Origin of the sequence: Bacteroides sp. DH3716P (genome assembly GCF_025914115.1) — a bacterium.
GTDB lineage: Bacteria > Bacteroidota > Bacteroidia > Bacteroidales > Bacteroidaceae > Bacteroides > Bacteroides ovatus.
The window spans coordinates 2228955-2250937 of sequence record NZ_CP083673.1 but is presented as its reverse complement, the minus strand read 5'-3'; the positions used below and the strand labels follow the sequence as shown (position 1 = coordinate 2250937).

Below are 21983 nucleotides of genomic sequence, written 5' to 3'. Positions count from 1 at the left end.
TTGATATTGATAATGTTAATAAAATTATACTCTGTTAAAAAATAATCGTTTTTCTGAATCATGCGGGGAGAAACGGCGTTTCCTCCATCTGTTAAACGGCGCTTTCTGGTGCGGAGAAACGCTGTGGTCTGTATGTGTTAAACGGCGTTTCTTCCTCCTCCTCCGTATGAGGTTCGAGCCGTTCGGCACAATGAATCAGAAACTCCAGTTCTTCCCGGCAGCCTTGAATGGCCTCGTATAGCGAATCTACGTTATACTGTCTGCAAAGCGCCTCCCATTCTTTTCGTTCCTGCCCGTTCATTCCGTTCTTTTGCAGATTCATTTTTACTTGTTGCTGTCTTGCCCGTCCGTTTCGATATCCAGAAAATTTTCAGCGTGAAAGGTGCGCCAGCCTTTGGCTTCGATATCATAGTAGACAACGAACGTATTTTCCGGTTTGGGTAGATACGGACGGTGGAAACTATGTTCATATCCGGTGAGGGTGCCGGTGGCATGTCGGATGGTTCCATCCTGTTTGGTGTAGCGGAAACAGACATTTCCGTGATGCATCTGCCGGATGAGAGCCCCTATCCGGTGAGCCGTGACGAGTGCATCGTGCCGGTTCATACCGTTGTTTTGCCGGATGACGGCAGCTTGCTTCATTAGCTGTACCCGTTGGAAGGAATGATTTTTTTCAGTTTCAGTCATTTTGATTCGTTTTAATGATTTGATTATGGGGACAAAGGTAGAGAGCAGGTAATGCAAAGGCTGTCCAAGCTTGAACCATAATGAAACGTTGAAACTTTTAGTGCAGGAATGCTTTCTCTTTTTTAGCGCAAATCACAGCTTTTGGAACGAGTGATTTCTTTCCTCTTTGGCAGATTTTATTTCATCTATTTTCTTGATAATACCGGTAAGGTAGAAAATGGGTACCCCAAACCCTCTTTCTTTGTGAAAATATGGATGAAAAATATAGAATGTGTCATGCTTGAACATATATGTTAAAATAAGCATTGTACTTTTGTCGTGAATTTTATATGTAAATATTAAATAAAATGTAAAAAAATGACTAAGGTAGAAAGAGAAGTGGTTTTTAACAGTGAAAATGGTCAGAAAGAAATGACCGGTGTACGTCACAGCGACGATGATGTTAAGAAGAAAGTAATTGATTGTGTTTTTAAGTTGGGGCAACTGAATAATATTCCAGAAAAATATGTTGAAAAGAATTCGGATTGTTCGCGTTCGTCCGTGGGGCGTGTGTACAGGTGTAATTTCGACGGTCGGAGTCCTATACCAAATTGGACAACTATCTTTAATTTTTTCTCTTGTGTGATTGGAAAGGCAACGATTATTGTCAATATTCCGGAGGTGTTGTGCTGGATTCTGAAGCTTTTTCTAGGAGATTCTGCGGATGTAGGCTATACAGTTGATGATAGTCATCATATTCGTATAGATATTCAGTTTCATGACGATAAAACACTGTTCCTGGAGACTGGTGAAAAGGAAGGAAAGGTGAAGAAAAAAGATGGAAAATAGAGGAAAGCGGGAGGGGAATTACCAAGTTCTTGATGAACTTGGTACATTATTGATAACGAACTTTCCATCGAGGTCGGTGGTGGTTCCTATAGATGTACCTTTAACTAAAACGGATGCTCCTATGACGGGCTGGTTGTCTTCCTCGGAGAAGACAACGCCCATTACCTTTCTGGAGGTTTGAGCGATTGCCAGGCTAATGCCTGCTAGCAGGCAGGTTAATAACAGCGTTAGTTTTCTTTTCATATAGTTTTTATATAGTAGAATAGTCTGTTTTGCTATCTTACGATTCGCAAAAGTAACCACTTTTTTAGAAAAACAAAGAAAAATATGAAAAAAATATGAATTTGTGCTGTCGATACAAAATACTTGTAGCAAAAGGACTTAAATACAAGATAAGTACATGAAAGGCGGTTTCTTATTTCTTTTTGGTGATTAATAAACGAAAATAAGTATCTTTTTGATAAATAAATGTGGATAAATTCGTAGATAAGATGTTTAATAACACATAATAATCTGCAAATAAATAATTGCAGGTAGAAAAAAGATAGTTTATTGGACAAAGAAAGAAATTCTATCCGTAGTCTCTTATATTAATACCCTAATTGGGGAGACGAGAGTTGCTGCCGGACTTGAAGTTTGCTACATGAAAGATATTTTCTACCTTTTCAGTAAGTAGATAAAAAGCAAAAAAGGACGATTTATTTTGCGTTTCACTTCCTTTTTTGCTTTTCTTATTCCCCTTTCTGTATTTTCTTTTTTATATTTATTAAATATTTTGTGCTCAAGCACTTATGGAAGGAGGGGCAGAAAATGCATGAGTTCATCAAGAACTTTGCAAATCACCTATGTCGGCATGAAGTCGCAGGATGTTCCCATCAAGTCCGGGACCATCAAGGTAATGATGAAATCCGATTCCGAAGTATTACAGGAAGTGGTAGTGACCGGTATGCAGAAAATGGATAAACGTCTTTTTACCGGAGCCACCAAACAATTAAATGCCGATAATGTGAAGCTGGACGGTTTGCCCGACATTAGTCGCGGACTGGAAGGTCGTGCGGCAGGAGTTTCCGTTCAGAATGTTTCGGGCACTTTTGGAACTGCCCCCAAGATTCGTGTGCGTGGAGCCACTTCCATTTACGGAAGTTCCAAACCGTTGTGGGTTGTTGACGGCGTGATTCTGGAAGACGCCATAGACGTAGGTCCCGATGATCTTTCCTCCGGTGATGCCGAGACACTGATTAGTTCCGCCATAGCCGGACTGAATTCCGACGATATCGAGAGTTTCCAAATTTTGAAAGACGGTTCGGCAACCTCCATTTACGGTGCACGTGCGATGGCAGGCGTTATCGTAGTCACCACTAAGAAAGGACGTGCCGGAGTCAGCAAGATCAGTTATACGGGCGAGTTCACCACCCGTGCTATCCCCAGCTACAAAGAATTCAATATCATGAATTCGCAGGAACAGATGGGAATCTACAAAGAAATGGAACAGAAAGGCTGGTTGAACAGTGCCGACCTTTTCCGCACCAGAGACACCGGAGTGTACGGTCGTATGTACCGCCTCATCGACGAATACAACAACAGTAACGGCCAACGCGGACTGCTCAACACCACCGAAGCCCGTAACGCTTACCTCCGCGAAGCGGAAATGCGCAACACTGACTGGTTCGACGTGCTTTTCACCAATGCCGTTTCGCAGAACCATTCCGTCAGCATCACCGCCGGAACGGAAAAATCCTCTTTCTATGCCTCCTTGAGTGCCATGCTCGATCCGGGTTGGTACAAGCAGAGCAAGGTGAAACGCTACACGGCCAATGTGAACACAACCTATAATATATATAAAAATCTGTCGCTCAACCTCATATCCAACGCCTCCTACCGCCAGCAGAACGCGCCGGGAACGATGAACTCCACCCTCGACATCGCATCAGGAAAGATGTCCCGCGGATTCGACATCAACCCTTATTCATACGCGCTCAACACAAGCCGCACACTCGACCCCTCTGTGGACTATATCAGCAACTACGCCCCATTCAATATTCTCCACGAACTCGACAATAACTACATCGAAATCAATATGGTCGATGTGAAATTTCAAGGCGAGATGAAGTGGAAAGTGATTCAGGGACTCGAATTGAGTGCCCTCGGAGCCGTTAGATACCAGACTTCATCGCAGGAACACAACGTGCTCGACGACGCCAATCAGGCAATCGCCTACCGCACCGGTATGGACGACGCCACCATCCGCGAGCAAAACAAATTGCTCTATACCGACCCCGACAACCCATACGCCCTGCCTATCACCCTGCTGCCCGAAGGCGGTATCTACCAGCGTCAGGACCGCCGTATGCTGGGACTCGATTTCCGTGGAACACTCTCATGGAATCATCTTTTCGCCGAAAAGCACATCACCAACTTCTTTGCCGGAATGGAAGTGAACAGCCTTCAAAAAACATATTCCTCTTTCCAAGGCTGGGGAATGCAATATTCGATGGGGGAAATTCCGTCCTACATCTACCAGTTCTTTAAGAACGGCATCGAATCCGGTTCGCGCTATTACAGCCTGGGACACTCCGAAACCCGGAGTATAGCCAGCTTCTTCAACGCCACGTATTCTTACGACGGACGCTACACTCTCAACGGCACTTTCCGCTATGAAGGAACCAACCGCATGGGACGCAGCCGTTCATCCCGCTGGCTACCCACATGGAACCTGTCCGGTGCCTGGAACGTGCATGAAGAATCTTTCTTCAAAGCGCTGCAACCCACCCTTTCCAACCTGACACTGAAAGCCTCATACTCCCTCACCGCCGACCGCGGCCCGGCGGAAGTGACCAACTCGCAAGCCATCATCCGCAGCTTCTCGCCCTACCGCCCCTTTACCGACATTCAGGAAACGGGACTTTATATCGATGACATCGAGAACAGCGAACTCACTTACGAGAAAAAGCATGAGCTGAACATCGGCATCGACCTCGGCCTGCTCGAAAATCGCATCAACTTCTCCGCCGACTGGTACCAGCGTAACAACTACGACCTGATCGGTGTAGTCCCCACACAGGGAGTAGGCGGCGTCATCAACAAATATGCCAACGTAGCCACCATGAAATCTCACGGTGTGGAATTTACGCTCTCCACCCGCAACATCCGCACGAATGATTTTTCATGGAACACAGACTTTATCTTCTCCTATGCCAAGAACGAAGTCACCCAGCTGAAAGGACTCACAAGTATGATGGAACTCGTTTCCGGCAACGGCTTTGCCCGCGAAGGATACCCCGTGCGCGGACTCTTCTCCATCCCTTTTGCGGGACTTGATGAAGACGGTATTCCGCAATACCTCATCGACGGAAAAGTGACTAGCACCAGCATCAACTTCCAGGAACGCGAAAAACTGGATTACCTGAAATACGAAGGTCCTACCGATCCCACCGTCACGGGAAGTTTCGGTAATGTATTCACCTATAAAGGCTTCAAACTAAATGTCTTTATGACTTACTCTTTCGGCAACGTAGTCCGCCTCAACCCGGTGTTCAACTACAAATATTCCGACCTTACCGCCATGCCGCGTGAATTCAAAAACCGCTGGACTGTTTCCGGCGACGAAGCGAGAACGAATATCCCGGTGATACTTAGCGACCCGCAATATAGGACGAATACATCGCTTTATCTTGCCTACAACGCCTACAACTATTCTACGGAGCGCATCGCCAAAGGCGATTTTATCCGCATGAAAGAAATATCACTGATGTATGAGTTCCCGAGAAGCTGGATCGCTCCTGCCAAAATATCCAACCTGTCGCTCAAGTTGCAGGCTACCAACCTCTTCCTGATCTACGCCGACAAGAAGTTGAACGGGCAGGACCCCGAATTTGTGAACACCGGAGGGGTGGCATCCCCCGTTCCGCGTCAGTTTACCCTCACCCTGCGTCTGGGACTGTGATTGTAACCCCCAATAGAGAACCCGAAAAAATATACGATAGATGAAGACGAAAATAAACCATATACTCCCTGTGCTGCTGCTCACCGCAGCTTCCGGTCTGACTACCGTTTCCTGCAATGATTTTCTGGACAAAACACCGGACAACCGCACGGAACTGAACACCGACCAGAAAATAGCCAAACTGCTTGTATCGGCCTATCCCGACGTATCGCCCAACGAACTGTTCGAACTCTACAGCGACAACTCCGATGATAGCGGCCCCACCTACGGTTACTACCAGCTTTCCGAAAAGGAATGTTACAACTGGGAAGATACCAAAGAGGAATATCAGGACACACCCAATTCCCTTTGGGGAGGTTATTACGGTGCAATTTCAGCCGCCAACATGGCACTCAAGGCGATAGAGGAGAAAGGAAATCCGGCATCGCTCAACCCGCAGCGCGGTGAAGCACTGGTGTGCCGTGCCTACTGCCATTTCATGCTGGCAACTATCTTCTGCAATGCTTATGACACTCATGCCTCCGAATCGTTGGGAATCCCCTATATGGAAGACGTGGAAACCACCGTGTCTCCCCGTTACGAGCGCGGCACGCTGGAAGAAGTGTACCGGAAAGTGGAGCGTGACCTCCTGGAGGGAGTGGAACTGATTTCGGACGACGGATATTCCGTCCCCAAATACCATTTCACCCGCAAGGCCGCCTATGCCTTTGCCGCCCGTTTCTACCTTTATTATATGAAACCCGATTTCTCCAACTGCGACCGGGTGATTGACTTTGCCACCCGTGTGTTGGGCAGCAACCCCGACGACCTGCTCCGCGACTGGGAAGCATTGAGCAATCTTTCCGTGAACGGAAATGTGCAGGCAGATGCGTATATTGCTTCTTCCAATGAGGCGAACCTGCTGATAAGCAGCACCGTCTCCAACTGGGGCGCACTCGGAAGCGACTACCTGGTAGGCCCGCGTTACTTCCACAACCAAACGCTCGCCACCAGCGAAACCTGTCTTTCTGCAGGACTGTGGGGCAGCTCGGATTATTTGTATCTGAAACCTTTCTCTACCACCGGATTTGTAGCCAGCATCCTGCGCAAGAGCGGACTTTATGATGGCGGCTACCTTTATTATATGCCGGTATTGTTTTCAACGGACGAAACCCTGCTTTGCCGTGCCGAAGCATACGCGTTGAAGAAAATGTACCCCCAGTCGGCTGCCGACATCACGAGCTGGCAACGTGCCTACACCCGCAACAAATCGGCCCTGACACCCGACCAGATCAATGCGTATTATGATAAAATGAATTTCTACACGCCTTTCACGCAACAGACGCCCAAGAAACAGCTAGCTCCCGATTTCACTATCGAGGAAGGGATGCAGGAAAATATTCTTCACTGTATTCTGCACATACGCCGTGTCACTACCCTGCACGAGGGGATGCGCTGGCCCGATATCAAACGGTACGGTATTATGATTTACCGTCGCAACATGGCTACTCAACGTGTCACCGACGAAATGCCGCCGAACGACCTGCGCCGTGCCATCCAGATTCCGCGAAACGTGATCGTGGCGGGAATGCAACCTAACCCGAGAAGAAACTAACAGAGAAAAAAGTGAAAATTATGAAGAAACAGATCATTTACTCTTTGCTTGCTCTCACCACAGTCTGCCTGGGGGCTTGCAACAATAACGACGAGATAGACACCGCGAACAGCATCTTCTCTACCGAACCTCTGGAGAGAAATGCTTTCGATTACTGGCTGCTCGACAACTACACCTATCCTTATAACATCGACTTCATGTACCGCATGAAGGATATCGAGAGCGATCATAAATACAACCTCGTGCCCGCCGACTATGACAAAGCGGTGGCACTGTCGAAAATCATCAAACACGTCTGGATGGACGCTTACGTCGAACTGGCAGGAATGGATTTTCTCCGTGTCTACGTACCCAAGACATTCCACCTCATCGGATCGCCCGCCTACGAAAGTAGCGGTAACATGGTGCTCGGCACGGCAGAAGGCGGGAAGAAAATCACCCTCTATAACGTGAACGACCTCAACATAAAGAAGAACAATATCGAAAAGCTCAACGAGTATTATTTTGAAACGATGCATCATGAATTTGCCCATATCCTGCATCAGAAACGGAATTTCGACCCTTCTTTCAACCGCATCTCGGAAGGAAAATACGTGGGAGCCGACTGGTATTACTACATGACCGCCCAGGGTGCCATGCCCCGCACGGACGATGTGGCCTGGTCCGACGGTTTCGTGACGGCTTATGCCATGAGCCAGTCCAACGAGGATTTTGTGGAAAATATAGCCATGTACGTCACACATACGCAGGCCTACTGGGACAATATGATGACGGCAGCCGGAGAATCGGGCGCTGCCATCATCAACAAGAAATTCACGATTGTCTATAACTATATGCGCGACACATGGGGGATCGACCTCAACGAACTTCGTAAAATCGTGCTGCGCCGCCAGCAGGAGATTACCGAAATTGACTTGAGCACTATTCAATAAGTGCCGGTCACCTCTTGTTTTTTTGATTGACGATTGGATGATTATTTAATTACACATTATTATGATGAAGAAAAATAGAACGATATATTTCCTGTTGGCCCTTGTCTGCCTGGGTTTGCAGTCGTGCCTCTTTCAGGAAGAAGATTATTTTGACGATTCGTCTGCCAACCGTGCCACGGCCGATGTGAAGCGTTGCAGCGAACTGCTGGAAGCAGCACCCAACGGATGGGTGATGGAATATTACGTCGGTAAGGACTACTCGCTGGGAGGTATTACCCTGCTTTGCAAGTTCGACGGCCAGCGGGTGACGATGGCTTCGCAGATAGCGGGAGCGGATGAGACGGTCAGTTCGCTTTATAGCGTCAAGTCCGAGCAGGCAACGATGTTGTCTTTCGATACCTACAATTATCTGGTGCATTATTTCGGTCAACCACAGGGAAGTATGGCCGACGACCCGAACGGAACGCTCGGAGGCGACTACGAATTCGTGATCTCCGATGCCACCGCCGACCGTATCGAACTGAAAGGCAAGAAATATGGCAACCGCATCGTGATGAAGGCTTTTTCTGCCGACCAGACGTGGAAGCAATATCTCACCCGGATAAAGAAAGTGGAAGACGATGCTTTCTTTTATGAATACGACCTGCGGATGGACGGACTCTACACCGGGCAAATGCTACGCAGCAACTATACGTTCATTGTGACCTATTATGACGAAGTTGGAAAGGTGCATCAGAAAACCGTACCTTTTATGTTTACCACCGACGGAATGCGTTTTCACGAACCGGTGACGATAGACGGACAAACCATGCAGAATTTTGTCTGGAAGAACGAGGAGATCAGCTTTGTTTGTACCGACGAAGGAGCTACGGAGGTGAAACTGGCGGGTGTCTATACTGCCGGGTATCAAAGTTACGACTATTATCCAGGCACTTACCAGATGGATTTTTATCGTCTGAACGATGCGACGAACCAGATGGAAGTGGCTTCGCAGGAGATTCAACTGGTGAAGGACGAGGACGGCAAGAGCTATTGGCTCAAAGGACTCGAATATGACATTCTGGTAACTTATGACAAGCCGCGTGGCGGACTTTCCATCTTGCCGCAATTTTTGAAGAAAGTACAGGGAGGTTACGTGTATCTGGCTATGTGGGATTTGATGAATGATTATGTTTTGCGCAGTTCGGCAATCGGTCTTATCAGTTATCCTACCACCGACGGCATTTATCTGGTGGACAATGGAGTGTGGATGGGTGAAATCTCCGGATTTATCTTCGGTGTGTACGACTCGCAGGATGAGGAGGCCTCTTTCATGGGATACACGGATGCAGTTGCAGCAATCAGGTTGATTAAAAAAACAATAGAAGAATGATATGATGAATAAGTTAGTTATACTGTTATTATCTGCGTGCTGTTTGCTGATGACAGCGTGCGACAAGGAAAACGATGAAACGGCACAAGGCTTCCGCATCATGAATGCGGACGTCGATCTGGCAGCCGGAGGCGGAACGGTGGAAGTGGCTTTGCAGGCTACCGGAGAACTGACTGCCGTTTCGGGTGCGGACTGGTGCAGGGTAATCGAAGTGACAAACGAAAAGATAACTTTGCTTGCCAGAGCCAATTATGAATATACGTCACGTGCCACGCAGGTGACCGTGAGCGATGGTAATAGCGAACAGAAAATTGTAGTGACGCAGGAGGGAAATATTTTTGCTCCCGACTCCGACCAGCAGGTGATACGCTTCGGAAATGCTCCTTCACAGACGATTGTACGTGTGAATAGTTCGTTTGATTTCAAAGTGAGCGTGCAGCGGGGAATCGACTGGGTGGAGGTGCCGGCTGCTTCAAAAGAAGATGGTTTCTTGCTTGTGTTGAAAGAGAACAAAACCGGAAATCCCCGTGCCTGCCAGTTATTGGTCAGCACCAATGAGGGGCGGAAGTTCCTTTACTACGTCTACCAGTATGAAGCGACGGACCTGCTTGGAGTGTGGGGAAATAGCCGGATTTATGTGAAATGGGATACGAAGAATATCGAAAACGCCTATCCCTTGTCGGCTACTGAAATTTCGAAGAATGTCGATGGCGAGGGATATACCATTAAGATGTCGTTGGCAAATACTCCGGCAGCGCAATATCTGAAAGACCCCGCAAAGGCTACGATTTCATTGCAGGCTACCTATGAAAATGGATCGTTTGTGGTTCCTATCGGTGCGGCACAGAAAGACTTTACGGTCGTGGAAGAAGTTGCGGATGAGGTGGCAGAAGGCGCTTCGGACGGAACGTCAGGTGGAGTATCGGACGGAACATCGGATGATGGGGCAGGTGTTGTTTTGCAAACCCTGTACGGCTTTTCTGTAGCGGCTTCTTCCAATATTTATTCGAAAGGAAATTTCGGTTTCGCTCCTGTGCTTTATCAGGACGGTTCTGTCGGAGTCAGTTTTCAGGACGTGACCGGAGCACCGGAAAGCGGATGCTACCTGGCGATAGCATTGTTTGACGGACAGCAGTTCCTGACCGGGACACTGAAAGATTGTATCCTTTTCCCGGATATTGCACTTTTCAGATAAAACGAACATAACATTGATGAATAAAGAAAAGAACTACCGTTGTGAAACGGAATGAGAATTTACTAATTCTCTCTTAATTTAACTTTACTATATGACAGGCGGGGATACTCGTGCGAAGAATGGGAATCCTTTTCCCGAGCTTACTCCGCCTTTTTTATGATTCCCGGTCGCTACGGAAGTTCTTTTCAATGATGTAAAATATATAAATCAGTCTGATATGGATAAGAAAATAATGAAGTTATTGGGTGTCTGCCTGTTCGCTGTTGCGTCTGTGGGGGTGTTGACCGCTTGCAGTGACAATGACGCCGAAAATCCGGAGGGAGGAAAACCCGGTGGAGAAGACGTAAACCCGGCGCCGGAAGTGGTGGAGTTTGTCAACTCCAACCTGGTGTACTGGGGAGATAAAGACGGAGTGGGCACAGATCATTTTGTATTGACGCTTTATACGGATATGGAAGTAGATGCTACTGGTAATCCGATAGGACCGGGCAAGATCATGGCGTTCAGCCTGAATGTCCCGCCATTTGCTTCGGAAGCTACGGAATTTCCGCTCCCTGAAGGCACTTTTGATGCAGCATTGAACGGATACACGTTTGATGAATGGACATTCAACCTCGGATATATGAATCAAATCGATCTCCCGACCGGAAAGGTGGATATTCCTGCCGGAACTTTCTACGGTGATGTGAAATCTTACTCTACGAGTGTCGATGCCGATTTGCTTTCCGGTGGTAAAATGACGGTGAAACGGCTGTCCGGTGGTGAATATTCGATTAGCGGAACATTGGTGGGCGATCTTTCCTTGAAACGTTATTTCACCTATACGGGAAAAGTAATCACCATCGACCGTCACGAAAGCAAGGATGAAACTCCTAATTCTACGCTGACCACCGATATTGCACTGAATGGATGGACGCAAGCCCGCCTGCAGGATAAGGGCGATTCTTATTATCTGCAAGATGAGTCGTGCCGGGTAGTCGAGCTTTATCTGGCGGAAGAGAGTATAAGTCTTGTCGACACTTGGCCGGCCGGTAATGGAAGAGTATTGAAGGTGGAATTTTTCGTGGAATGGGCTACGGATGTAACACAGGGTATTCCGGCAGGTACTTATACGGTGGTGGCGCGTGATAAGGAATCATATGGTATCCCGCGCGAGTTGCTGAAACCGGGAAACATAGCTTCGGGCTATCCTAACGGCTTTACTTATCCGGGAGGAACCTGGTATGAGAAACTTCAGAACGGAGCCATGAAAGAATATGCACGCATAGACGGCGGAACCATGACTGTGGCACGCGACGGTGACAAACACACGCTGACGATAGATTTTATTGACTGTGATAAGGAACACCCGAATCATGTACGTACCACTTATTCGCAGGATGCTCCTATTACCGTATTTGATTATCGTCCGCAGTAAACACGGGTGGATGGCATCATTTTACTAATAACGCGATTTTATAATTAACCCAAAAAACGAGAAATATGAAAACTAGATTTATTTCCTTTTTCTTATTCATGTTGGCAATGAGTTGTTTTGTGGCATGTAGTGACGATGATCCGGCCACTGATCCCGAACCGGAGCCGGAACTGGAACCTGTGGAAACAGTGAATACGTATACGTATAAGGATAAGACGATACAAGCTAAATCGGTGTCTTGTTTTGAACAGGATGGCATTGTGTATGTGTGTATGAGTCCGTTGCAGAGTTTGGAAACGCTTGAAGACTTTATGAATAGCGGAAAGGAATATGTGATGCTGGGAGTGGATAAGAGTCTGGTGGGCAGTCCGGTTACGGTAGGCAGCTCTGAAGGTGACGATTATGTGCTTTATTACATGGATGCCGATGGTGAGGCTATTGTAGCCGTGGACCCTTACGAATGGGAAGAGGTGCTGACGCAAGGCAAGATCACTTTGACGATGACTCCGGGTGAGAATGAGATATCGGCTGTGAAAGCTACTTTTGATTGTACGCTGAAAAGTGGCGGTAAGTTTACAGGGGAGGCTGGTTGTAGCTACAAGGCTCCTGCAAAGTTGCCCAGTGAATTTTCTTTCGGAAGTGAAGTGCGTCCGTTGAAATCGGCGGTGGCTACTGTCATCGGAGGGATTCAATACCTTTATCTTAGTCCGGACGCGGGAGTGACAACGGTGGAAGATATGTCGGACACGGAGTTCCTGATGATCGGAATCAATCCGGATATGTTGGGACAGGTATTGGATATCACGTCTTATGACGGTACGGATTATGCTTTCTATAATATGACAGAATTGGGAGCTGACGATCTGGGTGCGGTGGAGCCTTATGGATGGTCTGAAATATGTTCGGCAGGTAAGTTCAAAGTAGAAAAGACGGACGATCATGTGAAAGTAACTTTTAGCTTTACTTTGCTTTCGGGTGAAAAGTTCGAAGGTTCTTATGAGGGTGCTTATTCTGAAATTAAGCAGAGTACGACGAATATATTAACGTTGAACGGAGAAAAAACGCGTGACATCAAAGCTACTTTCTATGAAAAGACAGATGCAGGAGTAGCGTTGTATCTCACTCCGTCGGGAATTTCATCTGCTGCGGACTTGGAAAATGTAAACTCGTATTATGTGCGCCTTTTTGTTCCGAATGCAGGACTTAACGGGCAGGAGGTGGATATTACAGATACCAATCTGGCTTTTGAGTTTACTTATTATAGCCCGTATGACGAAGAAAGAATACAAATATCCAAAGGTCACCTGGAGGATGCGGCAGGTACGTTCAGTGTATCGAAATCAGCGGATAATGAATATTCATTGACGCTTAACCTCAAATATTTGGGTGATAATAGCCTTAAAATATCAGGTAACTATAACGGTGCTTTCGCGGTGTATGATACGACGATCCCGAATGAATATCGCTTAGGGGCGGACGGTACTCCGGTCACTATCCAGTCTGTGGTGATAGATAAGACGGATGCGGATATTTGTGTTATTTACCTTTCACGACAACCAGGTATCACTACTGTGGCGGGAATGTCGGCAGCGGATGCAGTGGTGCGTCTTTCGAAAACAATGCTGGATGGAGTGCTCCGCGGATTCTCCGGTGATGATGAAAATGTGAAAATCTCGATTACGTATGAAGGAGTGACTTACAGTCGGGCTAATACCACATTGGGCAATCTGGCTCTGGGAGGCCGGACTTCGGTGTCTCTTCAGGGCAATGAAGTTGAAATGACTTTTGAAGTGGTAGGTATTAAGAAATATGGCGATGCCAGTTTGTCCGGCTACTATAAAGGTGCGGTGACAGTAATAGAGTGACGATTTAATGAAGTGTATTCATGAAGAAAATCTTATTGAAATATTTAAATTTATATGTTTTATCGGGATTGCTTCTGGTGGGTTTTGCCGGATGTAGTGACGATAAAGATAATGATCCGGTAAATCCCGGTCCGGATGTGGAGGAATTGCCTTCCATCGGTACTTATTCATTCCGGGGGGAAGCGAACAGGATCGTGTCCGGTGAGGCTACTATGGACGGTGGTTATTTTACCTGTATCTTTTCTCCGGAAAAGATACAGGACGGGAAAACTAGTACTTATTTTTTGTTTTCTCTGGGTATGTATTGGGAGGGGCAAGTGGTGGATGCATCGACCTTGTACCAAAACGACCAGTATTTCTTTATTTACGAAGATCCGTTCTATTATTATTCCCAATATAAAAGGGTGACGGGAACGTTTTATGTGAAGCGTAACAACGATGAGAATGTTACTGTCAAATTGAATCTGCGGCTTCACGACGGTGTCCGTTTTAAAGCGGAGGTTACAGCCGATTTGATGAAGCCGTCGGGAGAAGGTACTCCGGAATGATATAATCCTTTTTTTATATAATGAGCGGACAGTTCGTTACAGATTATCTTGGACTCTTTATAACAGCAATCAGCAAGTTATAATTTGATTCGCGTGATCTGTGATGAAATGTCCGCTTTGCTTTGGCTTGCCTTTTTTCTTGCCTTGTTTGGCTTTATCTTTCTCCGAATGATATTTTCTTTGTAAAAGAGTCGTTTCAGGGCTCTCCTAAAAACTTGAAGAACAGCCTTACTTGTGCCGGAGTGAGCAGGATGGCTTTTTCACTATATCCGGTTTGAGCGAGTGCGGCTTGCAGTGCAGTGTTCTTGGCAATCCAACTACGGAGGGTGCGTCGTGCCGAGGCGGACTGTATGTGAGGTAGGTAAAGTCCGGCCAACTGGCTTTTGCTATAGGCTTGTATGCGGGTACGGCTCTCTGTTTCTGCTTTTGGAGTTGTTTCTGTTTTCATATTGACTGTTTTTTAGAGGTTTATTTTGTATGAACTCATGCAAAGGTACGCCTTTTTATGTCGGTTGGTTCTGTTTTGTACAGAAGCCTTTGTAGGCATGAATCGTATCAAATTGTGTTTGTCTGTTCTCTCTTGCGACGGGTTGTAACATCGTGTTTCCCTGCTTTTTTCTCTTCGTGTACTTTTGTCTTCGTAATCGGTTACAAACAGTAGTTATTTATTCATCAATCAAAAAAGAAAGGAAAACAGTATGCCATTAATTTACAAACCTTATCAGGCAACACTTGCCAACAAGGAAGGACAGAAACTTTATTATCCCCGTCTGGTGAAATTCGGGAAAATGGTCAATACGCAGAAAATGGCGGAATTGATTGCAGAAAAAGCCTCGCTGACGGCGGGTGATGTTCATAACGTGATTCGTAACCTGATGTCGGTGATGCGCGAACAGTTGCTCAACAGCCGCACGGTGCGCCTCGAAGGCTTGGGAACATTTACAATGATTGCCAAAGCAGGAGGAAAAGGAGTGGAGTTGGAGAGTAAAGTCAGCAGTTCGCAGATCACTTCATTGCGTTGTCAGTTTACCCCTGAATACACCCGTGCCGCTAACGGAAGTGCTACCCGCGCATTGACCACCGGAGTGGAGTTTGTGCACATCAAGGATGTAGCGGGTTCGTTTGTGGCCGACGATGTCGTTGACAAAGACCCGGATGACGGCGACGAACCCGGTGGCGGAGGAGGAGAAGCGCCGGACCCGGCCGCTTGACCGGAAGTGCAGCTGGCAGCTGAATCCGTAGGGATTAACTGATAAGTTTGTCAGGCAAACTAAAGCTTATTGATAGACTTATCAGTAGCCGCGAATCGGGTATAGCTGATGGTTGCACTTCGACCGATATAAAATAGATTATCAACCTTAATAGAAAAGCGAATGAAATTATTACTGGAAAAGTTGTTAGACATTCTTGAGGCTGTTCTGCGGTTCCGTCATCGGAGAAGCAGTAAGACGGAAAAAGATTAGTGTACGTGTAAAAAAATGATCCTGAAAAAAAACGAAACGTGCCGCCCGCACATAGCTCACGGAACCGGTAACAAACGTGGAGCAACTCATAAAGTGAAAGTAAAGTAAGGCTCAAGGTTCAAATGAAGAAGCTGTCTCCCGATGAATGAGGCAGCTTCTTTTTTTGTACCCATTTATTTTTTTCTATTCTTGACCGTATTCAACAAAAAAACTCTATCTTTGTTTTGTAATTGAGACACAGCATATAATGGGAAGATTTATCAATCCCTTTACCGATTTTGGCTTTAAGTTTTTATTCGGCAGAGAGGTAGAAAAGGAGTTGTTAATCGACTTCTTGAACGATTTGCTCGTAGGAGAGCATGTGATTACCGACATTCAGTTCCTTAACAGTGAACAGCAGCCGGAAGTAAAAACAGAACGAGGTCTTATCTACGACATCTATTGCGTAACCGATACCGGTGAACGTATTATCGTAGAAATGCAGAACCGGGAACAGCCTTACTTTAAAGATCGTGCCCTCTTCTATCTTTCTAGGGCCATTACGCAGCAGGCGAAAAGGGGAGTTTGGAACTTTCAATTGGATGCCGTGTACGGAGTGTTCTTCATGAATTTCGTGATGGACAAGGATATGCCCTCTAAAATCAGAACGGATATCGTTCTTTCTGACAGGGATACGGGGAAGCTCTTCAGCAACAAGTTCCGGCAGATTTTTATCGAACTGCCGAACTTCAACAAAGAGGAGGATGAATGTGAAAATGATTTTGAACGCTGGATTTATATACTAAAGCATATGGATACACTTGACCGGATGCCTTTCAAGGCTCGCAAGGCCGTCTTCGAGCGACTTGAAAAGTTGGCTTCCAAAGCAAATATGACCCAGGAGGAAAGAGCCCAGTATGAAGAAGAATGGAAAGTTTATAACGATTATTTTAATACGTTGGACTTTGCTGAACAGAAAGGCTTGCAAAAAGGTAAAGAAGAAACAGCTCGTAATTTGAAAGAATTAGGAGTGGCTGACGATATTATCATAAAATCTACCGGGCTTTCGAAAGAAGAAATCGAAAAATTATAATTTCTTTCATTTTATCGGAAAGAAAGGTTTGGTCGAAAGTGAAAAATAGTCTGTAACTTATGAAGCAAAAGATAGTTGTGGAGACTTTTACACACATTCTTTTTTCGCTAAGAGTGAAGTAGCTAAAAACTATATATGTCTTTTGGGTGAAATAAACGGAATTGGAATATTATCCACGTTAAAATCAGAAAAAAGTTTTCCGTTTTGGAAAACTTTCTGTATCAGCGAGAAAGAAATGTTTCCCGAAATTTAATGTTAAAAGCTAACCAAGCTATTAGATTATCTTCTATCTTTGTATCCGGTTTCGGAGCTAAAAGAGGTTTAGTCAATGAGGGAACGCTGTGTAAATCGGCGACAGTACCCGCTGCTGTAATTCTCTAAGAATCCGCACAATAAGCCACTGCATCGATGTCGGTGTGGGAAGGTGTTGCGAGGGAGGGATAAGTCAGAAGACCTGCCGGAACTTTTTCTTTTAGTTATCAATATTTTAAATTTAAACTTTCGGGAGTTAAAGTTATGAACTACGCGGAAATTTGTATCATCAAACGTGATGGTAAGAGAGAAGATTTCTCTATCAGTAAGATCAAGAATGCAATTAGTAAAGCATTCAGTGCAACAGGTATTCAGGATGAGCAGCAGTTGGTGGCTGACATCACTATGAACGTAATCAGTCAGTTTACTACTCCTACTATTACCGTAGAAGAGATTCAGGATTTAGTAGAAAAGTCGTTGATGAAAGTACGCCCGGAAGTAGCGAAGAAATATATTATTTATCGCGAATGGCGGAATACGGAGCGCGATAAGAAAACCCAGATGAAGCAAGTGATGGACGGCATCGTTGCTATCGACAAGAACGATGTCAACTTGAGCAATGCCAACATGAGCAGTCACACGCCTGCCGGACAGATGATGACGTTCGCTTCCGAAGTAACCAAAGATTATACGTATAAATACCTGTTGCCGAAACGTTTTGCCGAAGCGCACCAGTTGGGAGATATTCACATTCACGACTTGGATTATTATCCGACAAAGACGACGACCTGTATCCAATATGATATGGATGACCTCTTTGAACGTGGTTTTCGCACCAAGAACGGTAGTATCCGTACCCCGCAAAGCATCCAGAGTTATGCTACGTTGGCTACTATTATTTTCCAGACGAATCAGAATGAGCAGCATGGCGGACAGGCAATTCCTGCTTTCGATTTCTTCATGGCAAAAGGTGTGGCCAAATCTTTCCGCAAGCATCTGGCATCGTTCATCAATTTCTATGTCGCCATGGAAAACGGAAATCAGGCCGATGAGAAATCCATCCGCACATTGATTAAAGAATATCTTCCGTCTATCAAGACTACTGAAGCCGAACGCGAAACATTGCGCATTGCTTTGGTGGCTTTACAGATTATTATAGATAAGGAACACCTTGCCCGTATCGTTGAGAAAGCTTATCAGCAGACTCGCAAAGATACCCATCAGGCCATGGAAGGATTTATCCACAACCTGAACACGATGCATTCACGTGGCGGTAATCAGGTGGTATTCAGCTCCATCAACTACGGTACGGACACTTCTGCCGAAGGCCGCATGGTGATCGAAGAATTGCTGAAAGCTACCATTGAAGGATTGGGTACAAGAGGTGAGGTGCCTGTATTCCCGATCCAGATTTTCAAGGTGAAAGACGGAGTTTCTTACTCGGAAAAAGACTTTGAGAAAGCAATGAAAGCGGAAAATATCGAAGAGGCAATGACCGACCGTTACGAGGCTCCCAACTTCGACTTGCTGTTGAAGGCTTGCCAGACTACGGCGAAAGCATTGTTCCCGAACTTCATGTTCCTCGACGCACCTTTCAATCAGAACGAGAAATGGAGAGCGGACGATCCGAAACGTTACATCTACGAATTGGCGACGATGGGTTGTCGCACCCGTGTCTTTGAAAACGTGGCAGGAGAAAAATCTTCTTTAGGTCGTGGCAATCTTTCATTCACTACGCTGAATATGCCGAGACTGGCGATTGAAGCCCGCATCAAGGCGGAAAACCTGATAGAGGATGAACGCAACAAGGATGCCATTGAACAGAAGGCAAAAGAAATTTTCATCGAATCCGTACACCAAATGTCCGTGCTTGTAGCCGATCAGCTTTACGAGCGTTATCAGTATCAGCGTACGGCCCTGGCACGTCAGTTCCCGTTCATGATGGGAAATAATGTGTGGAAAGGCGGCGGTGAGCTGAACCCGAATGAACAGGTGGGTGATGCATTGCGCAGCGGTACGCTGGGTATCGGATTTATCGGCGGACACAACGCGATGGTGGCTCTCTACGGACAAGGTCACGGCCACAACCAGAAAGCATGGGACACGCTGTATGAAGCGGTGATGGAAATGAATAAAGTGGTAAACGAATATAAAGAGAAATATAACCTGAACTACTCCGTTCTGGCTACTCCTGCCGAAGGACTTTCGGGACGTTTCACTAAAATGGATCGTCGGAAATATGGAAAAATCCCCGGAGTGACAGACCGCGACTATTATGTCAACTCTTTTCACGTAGACGTGAAAGAACCGATCAGCATCGTTGAGAAAATCAAGCGTGAAGCTCCGTTCCACGCCATTACGCGCGGCGGACATATCACGTATGTAGAACTGGACGGTGAAGCACAGAAGAATGTACGTGCCATCGCCAAGATTGTGAAAGTGATGCACGACGAGGGGATTGGCTACGGCTCTATCAATCACCCGGTAGATACTTGCCATAACTGTGGTTACAAAGGGGTTATCTTCGATAAATGTCCGGTGTGCCAGAGTGAAAGCATCCTTCGTATGCGCCGTATAACCGGTTACCTGACAGGCGATTTGAGTTCCTGGAACTCTGCTAAACGGGCAGAAGAACAAGACCGCGTAAAACACCTGTAGAAGTGAATTTATTAGGAACTTATCCTGAAACGATTGTCGATGGTGAAGGCATCCGGTACTCTATTTATCTTGCCGGATGTTCCCATCACTGTCCTGGTTGCCACAACCCGGAGAGCTGGAATCCGAGGGCGGGGGAAGAGTTGACGGAAGAAAAAATACAGTCCATCATCCGTGAAATCAAGGCAAATCCTTTGCTGGACGGTGTTACTTTTTCCGGTGGTGATCCGTTCTTCCATCCGGAGGAGTTTCTGCTTTTACTGAAACGGGTGAAAGAGGAGACGGGGATGAATGTGTGGTGCTATACAGGATATAGCTACGAAGAAATCAAGGCACAGCCCCGCTTGAGTGCTGCTCTTGATTATATAGATGTGTTGGTGGACGGACGCTTCGAGCAGGCTCTTTTCTCTCCGTATCTGGAGTTCAGGGGAAGCAGTAATCAACGGATCTTGAAGTTGAAGTAACGACTTTTCTCCACTAAAAAAACTTATTTTTCAAAGGAAACAAAAACACCTGTACCATTGTTTTGTTTACCTTTACGAAACCAAGTGAATCATTTTTCATCACGGAGTAACGCGGTGCTTTTTTTGTAGTCGGTGGTGTTTGTGTTTGCATCCCTGCGTTGCTTTATGGTGAAAAAAGAATGACTACTTACAAGAATAAGTTTTTATGGTACAATCGATAAATTCAACTCAAAAAATAGAGGAAACCGACGGATTGCCGATGCCTAAGCGTATTTGGGCGGTGGTGTCCGTTGGATTCGCTCTTTGTATGTCGGTATTGGATATTAACATCGTCAATATCGTACTACCCACGCTTTCGCATGATTTTGGGACTTCTCCCGCTGTAACCACCTGGATTATCAACGGCTATCAGCTGGCCATCGTCATATCGCTACTGTCTTTTTCCGCTTTGGGTGAAATCATCGGTTACCGGAAAGTCTTTCTTTCGGGTATCGGCCTGTTTTGCATCACTTCATTGATCTGTGCCTTGTCCGATTCGTTTTGGACGCTAACCGTCGCCCGTATTTTTCAGGGGTTCAGTGCCTCTGCCATCACCAGCGTGAATACGGCACAGCTACGTTATATCTATCCGAAGAGCCAGATTGGGCGGGGAATGGGGATTAATGCGATGGTCGTTGCCATATCGGCTGCCGCCGGGCCTTCTGTGGCGAGCGGTATTCTTTCTATTGCCAGCTGGCACTGGTTATTTGCTATTAATGTTCCGTTAGGACTTACCGCATTGTTTCTCGGCATCAAACATCTGCCAAGGCAGGAGGAACGCTCGAAACGCAAATTCGATTATATCAGCGCCATAGCGAATGCGGTTACCTTCGGCCTGCTTATATATACGCTGGACGGATTCGCCCATCACGAGGAAATGGATTTCCTTTTCATCCAACTGGTTGTATTGGCAGTGGTAGGCACGTACTATGTGCGCCGGCAACTCACACAGACTACTCCTCTATTGCCGCTCGACCTGTTGCGGATTCCGATTTTCCGGTTATCCATCCTGACTTCCATTTGTTCCTTTATCGCTCAAATGTCGGCAATGGTTTCCCTGCCTTTTTTCCTGCAGAACACTTTAGGACACAGTGAGGTGATGACCGGACTTTTGCTTACTCCGTGGCCGTTGGCTACGCTGGTCACGGCTCCATTGGCAGGGTATCTCGTGGAGCGTATTCACCCCGGTATACTGGGAAGTATCGGGATGGTTTTGTTTGCCATCGGGCTTTTCTCGCTTTCCAGTCTGACTGCCGAATCATCTGATATAAGTATTATCCTGCGTTTGATGTTATGCGGTGCAGGCTTCGGATTGTTTCAGACGCCAAACAACAGTACAATTATCTCTTCCGCTCCTACGCAGCGTTCGGGAGGGGCCAGTGGGATGCTGGGAATGGCCCGCCTGTTGGGACAGACCACCGGAACAACATTGGTTGCCTTGCTTTTCAGCTTTGTCACTCATAGCCGGAGCACGGCTGTTTGCCTGATGGTGGGGAGTGGGTTTGCCGTTGTGGCAGCTATCGTCAGTAGCTTGAGGCTATCACAGCCTTCCACCCTGAAAAGAAAATAATGAAGTCCTGAAAGAGGATTAAGTCTTTCAGAACTTCACAGGAACATCATACAACATATTAGTAAGTAATCATTCAAGATGAACTTG

The 21983-nt window shown here is 46.3% G+C and carries 18 protein-coding genes and 1 riboswitch; of the genes, 14 read left to right on the top strand and 4 right to left on the bottom strand.

The annotated features are described in order from the left end of the window. Positions 1-91: 91 nt before the first annotated feature. The gene (locus KQP79_RS08160) at positions 92-322 is read right to left on the bottom strand and encodes a hypothetical protein (RefSeq protein WP_004296750.1); all 231 of its coding nucleotides are present in this window, start codon (positions 320-322) and stop codon (positions 92-94) included. 2 nt (positions 323-324) lie between these two features. Further along, complete coding sequence (locus KQP79_RS08155; RefSeq protein ID WP_004296751.1) at positions 325-687, bottom strand: SH3 beta-barrel fold-containing protein; 363 nt, start codon at positions 685-687, stop codon at positions 325-327. 357 nt (positions 688-1044) lie between these two features. On the opposite strand from KQP79_RS08155, the gene KQP79_RS08150 reads away from it, so the two are divergent. After that, entirely contained in the window at positions 1045-1515 is a 471-nt protein-coding gene (locus KQP79_RS08150; RefSeq protein WP_004296754.1) for a hypothetical protein, read from the top strand. Between the two features lie 18 nt (positions 1516-1533). Here the strand turns inward: KQP79_RS08150 and KQP79_RS08145 are convergent, their stop codons facing one another. Further along, positions 1534-1758 (bottom strand): carboxypeptidase-like regulatory domain-containing protein, encoded by a 225-nt coding sequence (locus KQP79_RS08145; protein ID WP_004310107.1) that lies wholly within the window; start codon positions 1756-1758, stop codon positions 1534-1536. 571 nt (positions 1759-2329) lie between these two features. Here KQP79_RS08145 and KQP79_RS08140 point away from each other — a divergent pair. The 8 genes from KQP79_RS08140 to KQP79_RS08105 all read left to right on the top strand — a co-directional run bounded on the left by KQP79_RS08140 (position 2330) and on the right by KQP79_RS08105 (position 14381). Beyond that, positions 2330-5458, top strand: a complete 3129-nt coding sequence (locus tag KQP79_RS08140; protein ID WP_004326044.1) for a SusC/RagA family TonB-linked outer membrane protein — start codon at positions 2330-2332, stop codon at positions 5456-5458. A 40-nt stretch (positions 5459-5498) separates the two neighbouring features. After that, the gene (locus KQP79_RS08135) at positions 5499-7052 is read left to right on the top strand and encodes a RagB/SusD family nutrient uptake outer membrane protein (RefSeq protein ID WP_004296760.1); all 1554 of its coding nucleotides are present in this window, start codon (positions 5499-5501) and stop codon (positions 7050-7052) included. 20 nt (positions 7053-7072) lie between these two features. Then, complete coding sequence (locus KQP79_RS08130; RefSeq protein WP_022200249.1) at positions 7073-7984, top strand: putative zinc-binding metallopeptidase; 912 nt, start codon at positions 7073-7075, stop codon at positions 7982-7984. A 61-nt stretch (positions 7985-8045) separates the two neighbouring features. Then, on the top strand, positions 8046-9356 hold the full coding sequence (locus tag KQP79_RS08125; RefSeq protein ID WP_004296764.1) for a DUF4302 domain-containing protein: 1311 nt from the start codon (positions 8046-8048) through the stop codon (positions 9354-9356). A 1-nt stretch (position 9357) separates the two neighbouring features. Further along, positions 9358-10551: a BACON domain-containing protein gene (locus tag KQP79_RS08120; protein WP_004310111.1), complete on the top strand. Its 1194-nt coding sequence runs from the start codon at positions 9358-9360 to the stop codon at positions 10549-10551. 217 nt (positions 10552-10768) lie between these two features. After that, positions 10769-11968 (top strand): hypothetical protein, encoded by a 1200-nt coding sequence (locus KQP79_RS08115; protein WP_004310112.1) that lies wholly within the window; start codon positions 10769-10771, stop codon positions 11966-11968. A 65-nt stretch (positions 11969-12033) separates the two neighbouring features. Continuing rightward, positions 12034-13833 carry a hypothetical protein gene (locus KQP79_RS08110; RefSeq protein WP_022200250.1) on the top strand — a complete coding sequence of 600 codons (1800 nt, stop codon included), beginning with the start codon at positions 12034-12036 and terminating at the stop codon, positions 13831-13833. 20 nt (positions 13834-13853) lie between these two features. Further along, entirely contained in the window at positions 13854-14381 is a 528-nt protein-coding gene (locus tag KQP79_RS08105) for a hypothetical protein (protein ID WP_004296771.1), read from the top strand. A gap of 196 nt (positions 14382-14577) precedes the next feature. Here the strand turns inward: KQP79_RS08105 and KQP79_RS08100 are convergent, their stop codons facing one another. Further along, complete coding sequence (locus KQP79_RS08100) at positions 14578-14829, bottom strand: DUF4248 domain-containing protein (protein WP_004296773.1); 252 nt, start codon at positions 14827-14829, stop codon at positions 14578-14580. A gap of 250 nt (positions 14830-15079) precedes the next feature. Between KQP79_RS08100 and KQP79_RS08095 the strand changes: the two genes are divergently transcribed. The 5 genes from KQP79_RS08095 to KQP79_RS08075 all read left to right on the top strand — a co-directional run bounded on the left by KQP79_RS08095 (position 15080) and on the right by KQP79_RS08075 (position 21896). Then, entirely contained in the window at positions 15080-15592 is a 513-nt protein-coding gene (locus tag KQP79_RS08095; RefSeq protein WP_004296776.1) for an HU family DNA-binding protein, read from the top strand. A 499-nt stretch (positions 15593-16091) separates the two neighbouring features. Then, positions 16092-16916: an Rpn family recombination-promoting nuclease/putative transposase gene (locus KQP79_RS08090; RefSeq protein WP_004310114.1), complete on the top strand. Its 825-nt coding sequence runs from the start codon at positions 16092-16094 to the stop codon at positions 16914-16916. Between the two features lie 282 nt (positions 16917-17198). Then, positions 17199-17393: riboswitch (cobalamin riboswitch) on the top strand. A gap of 39 nt (positions 17394-17432) precedes the next feature. Next, a complete protein-coding gene (locus tag KQP79_RS08085; RefSeq protein WP_004296781.1) occupies positions 17433-19826 on the top strand; it encodes an anaerobic ribonucleoside triphosphate reductase in 2394 nt (797 codons plus the stop codon). A 2-nt stretch (positions 19827-19828) separates the two neighbouring features. Further along, positions 19829-20287, top strand: a complete 459-nt coding sequence (nrdG, locus tag KQP79_RS08080; RefSeq protein ID WP_004296782.1) for an anaerobic ribonucleoside-triphosphate reductase activating protein — start codon at positions 19829-19831, stop codon at positions 20285-20287. Between the two features lie 205 nt (positions 20288-20492). Further along, entirely contained in the window at positions 20493-21896 is a 1404-nt protein-coding gene (locus KQP79_RS08075; protein ID WP_004296786.1) for an MFS transporter, read from the top strand. The last annotated feature ends 87 nt before the right edge of the window (positions 21897-21983 follow it).

What these genes read in the sequence shown, in the direction of transcription:
- KQP79_RS08155 (WP_004296751.1), bottom strand. Translation starts at nt 687, where the DNA reads ATGACTGAAACTGAAAAAAATCATTCCTTCCAACGGGTACAGCTAATG.
- KQP79_RS08135 (WP_004296760.1), top strand. Translation starts at nt 5,499, where the DNA reads ATGAAGACGAAAATAAACCATATACTCCCTGTGCTGCTGCTCACCGCA.
- KQP79_RS08085 (WP_004296781.1), top strand. Translation starts at nt 17,433, where the DNA reads ATGAACTACGCGGAAATTTGTATCATCAAACGTGATGGTAAGAGAGAA.
- KQP79_RS08110 (WP_022200250.1), top strand. Translation starts at nt 12,034, where the DNA reads ATGAAAACTAGATTTATTTCCTTTTTCTTATTCATGTTGGCAATGAGT.
- KQP79_RS08150 (WP_004296754.1), top strand. Translation starts at nt 1,045, where the DNA reads ATGACTAAGGTAGAAAGAGAAGTGGTTTTTAACAGTGAAAATGGTCAG.
- KQP79_RS08100 (WP_004296773.1), bottom strand. Translation starts at nt 14,829, where the DNA reads ATGAAAACAGAAACAACTCCAAAAGCAGAAACAGAGAGCCGTACCCGC.
- KQP79_RS08090 (WP_004310114.1), top strand. Translation starts at nt 16,092, where the DNA reads ATGGGAAGATTTATCAATCCCTTTACCGATTTTGGCTTTAAGTTTTTA.
- KQP79_RS08145 (WP_004310107.1), bottom strand. Translation starts at nt 1,758, where the DNA reads ATGAAAAGAAAACTAACGCTGTTATTAACCTGCCTGCTAGCAGGCATT.
- KQP79_RS08125 (WP_004296764.1), top strand. Translation starts at nt 8,046, where the DNA reads ATGATGAAGAAAAATAGAACGATATATTTCCTGTTGGCCCTTGTCTGC.
- KQP79_RS08095 (WP_004296776.1), top strand. Translation starts at nt 15,080, where the DNA reads ATGCCATTAATTTACAAACCTTATCAGGCAACACTTGCCAACAAGGAA.
- KQP79_RS08140 (WP_004326044.1), top strand. Translation starts at nt 2,330, where the DNA reads ATGAGTTCATCAAGAACTTTGCAAATCACCTATGTCGGCATGAAGTCG.
- KQP79_RS08105 (WP_004296771.1), top strand. Translation starts at nt 13,854, where the DNA reads ATGAAGAAAATCTTATTGAAATATTTAAATTTATATGTTTTATCGGGA.
- KQP79_RS08115 (WP_004310112.1), top strand. Translation starts at nt 10,769, where the DNA reads ATGGATAAGAAAATAATGAAGTTATTGGGTGTCTGCCTGTTCGCTGTT.
- KQP79_RS08130 (WP_022200249.1), top strand. Translation starts at nt 7,073, where the DNA reads ATGAAGAAACAGATCATTTACTCTTTGCTTGCTCTCACCACAGTCTGC.
- KQP79_RS08120 (WP_004310111.1), top strand. Translation starts at nt 9,358, where the DNA reads ATGATGAATAAGTTAGTTATACTGTTATTATCTGCGTGCTGTTTGCTG.
- KQP79_RS08160 (WP_004296750.1), bottom strand. Translation starts at nt 322, where the DNA reads ATGAATCTGCAAAAGAACGGAATGAACGGGCAGGAACGAAAAGAATGG.
- KQP79_RS08075 (WP_004296786.1), top strand. Translation starts at nt 20,493, where the DNA reads ATGGTACAATCGATAAATTCAACTCAAAAAATAGAGGAAACCGACGGA.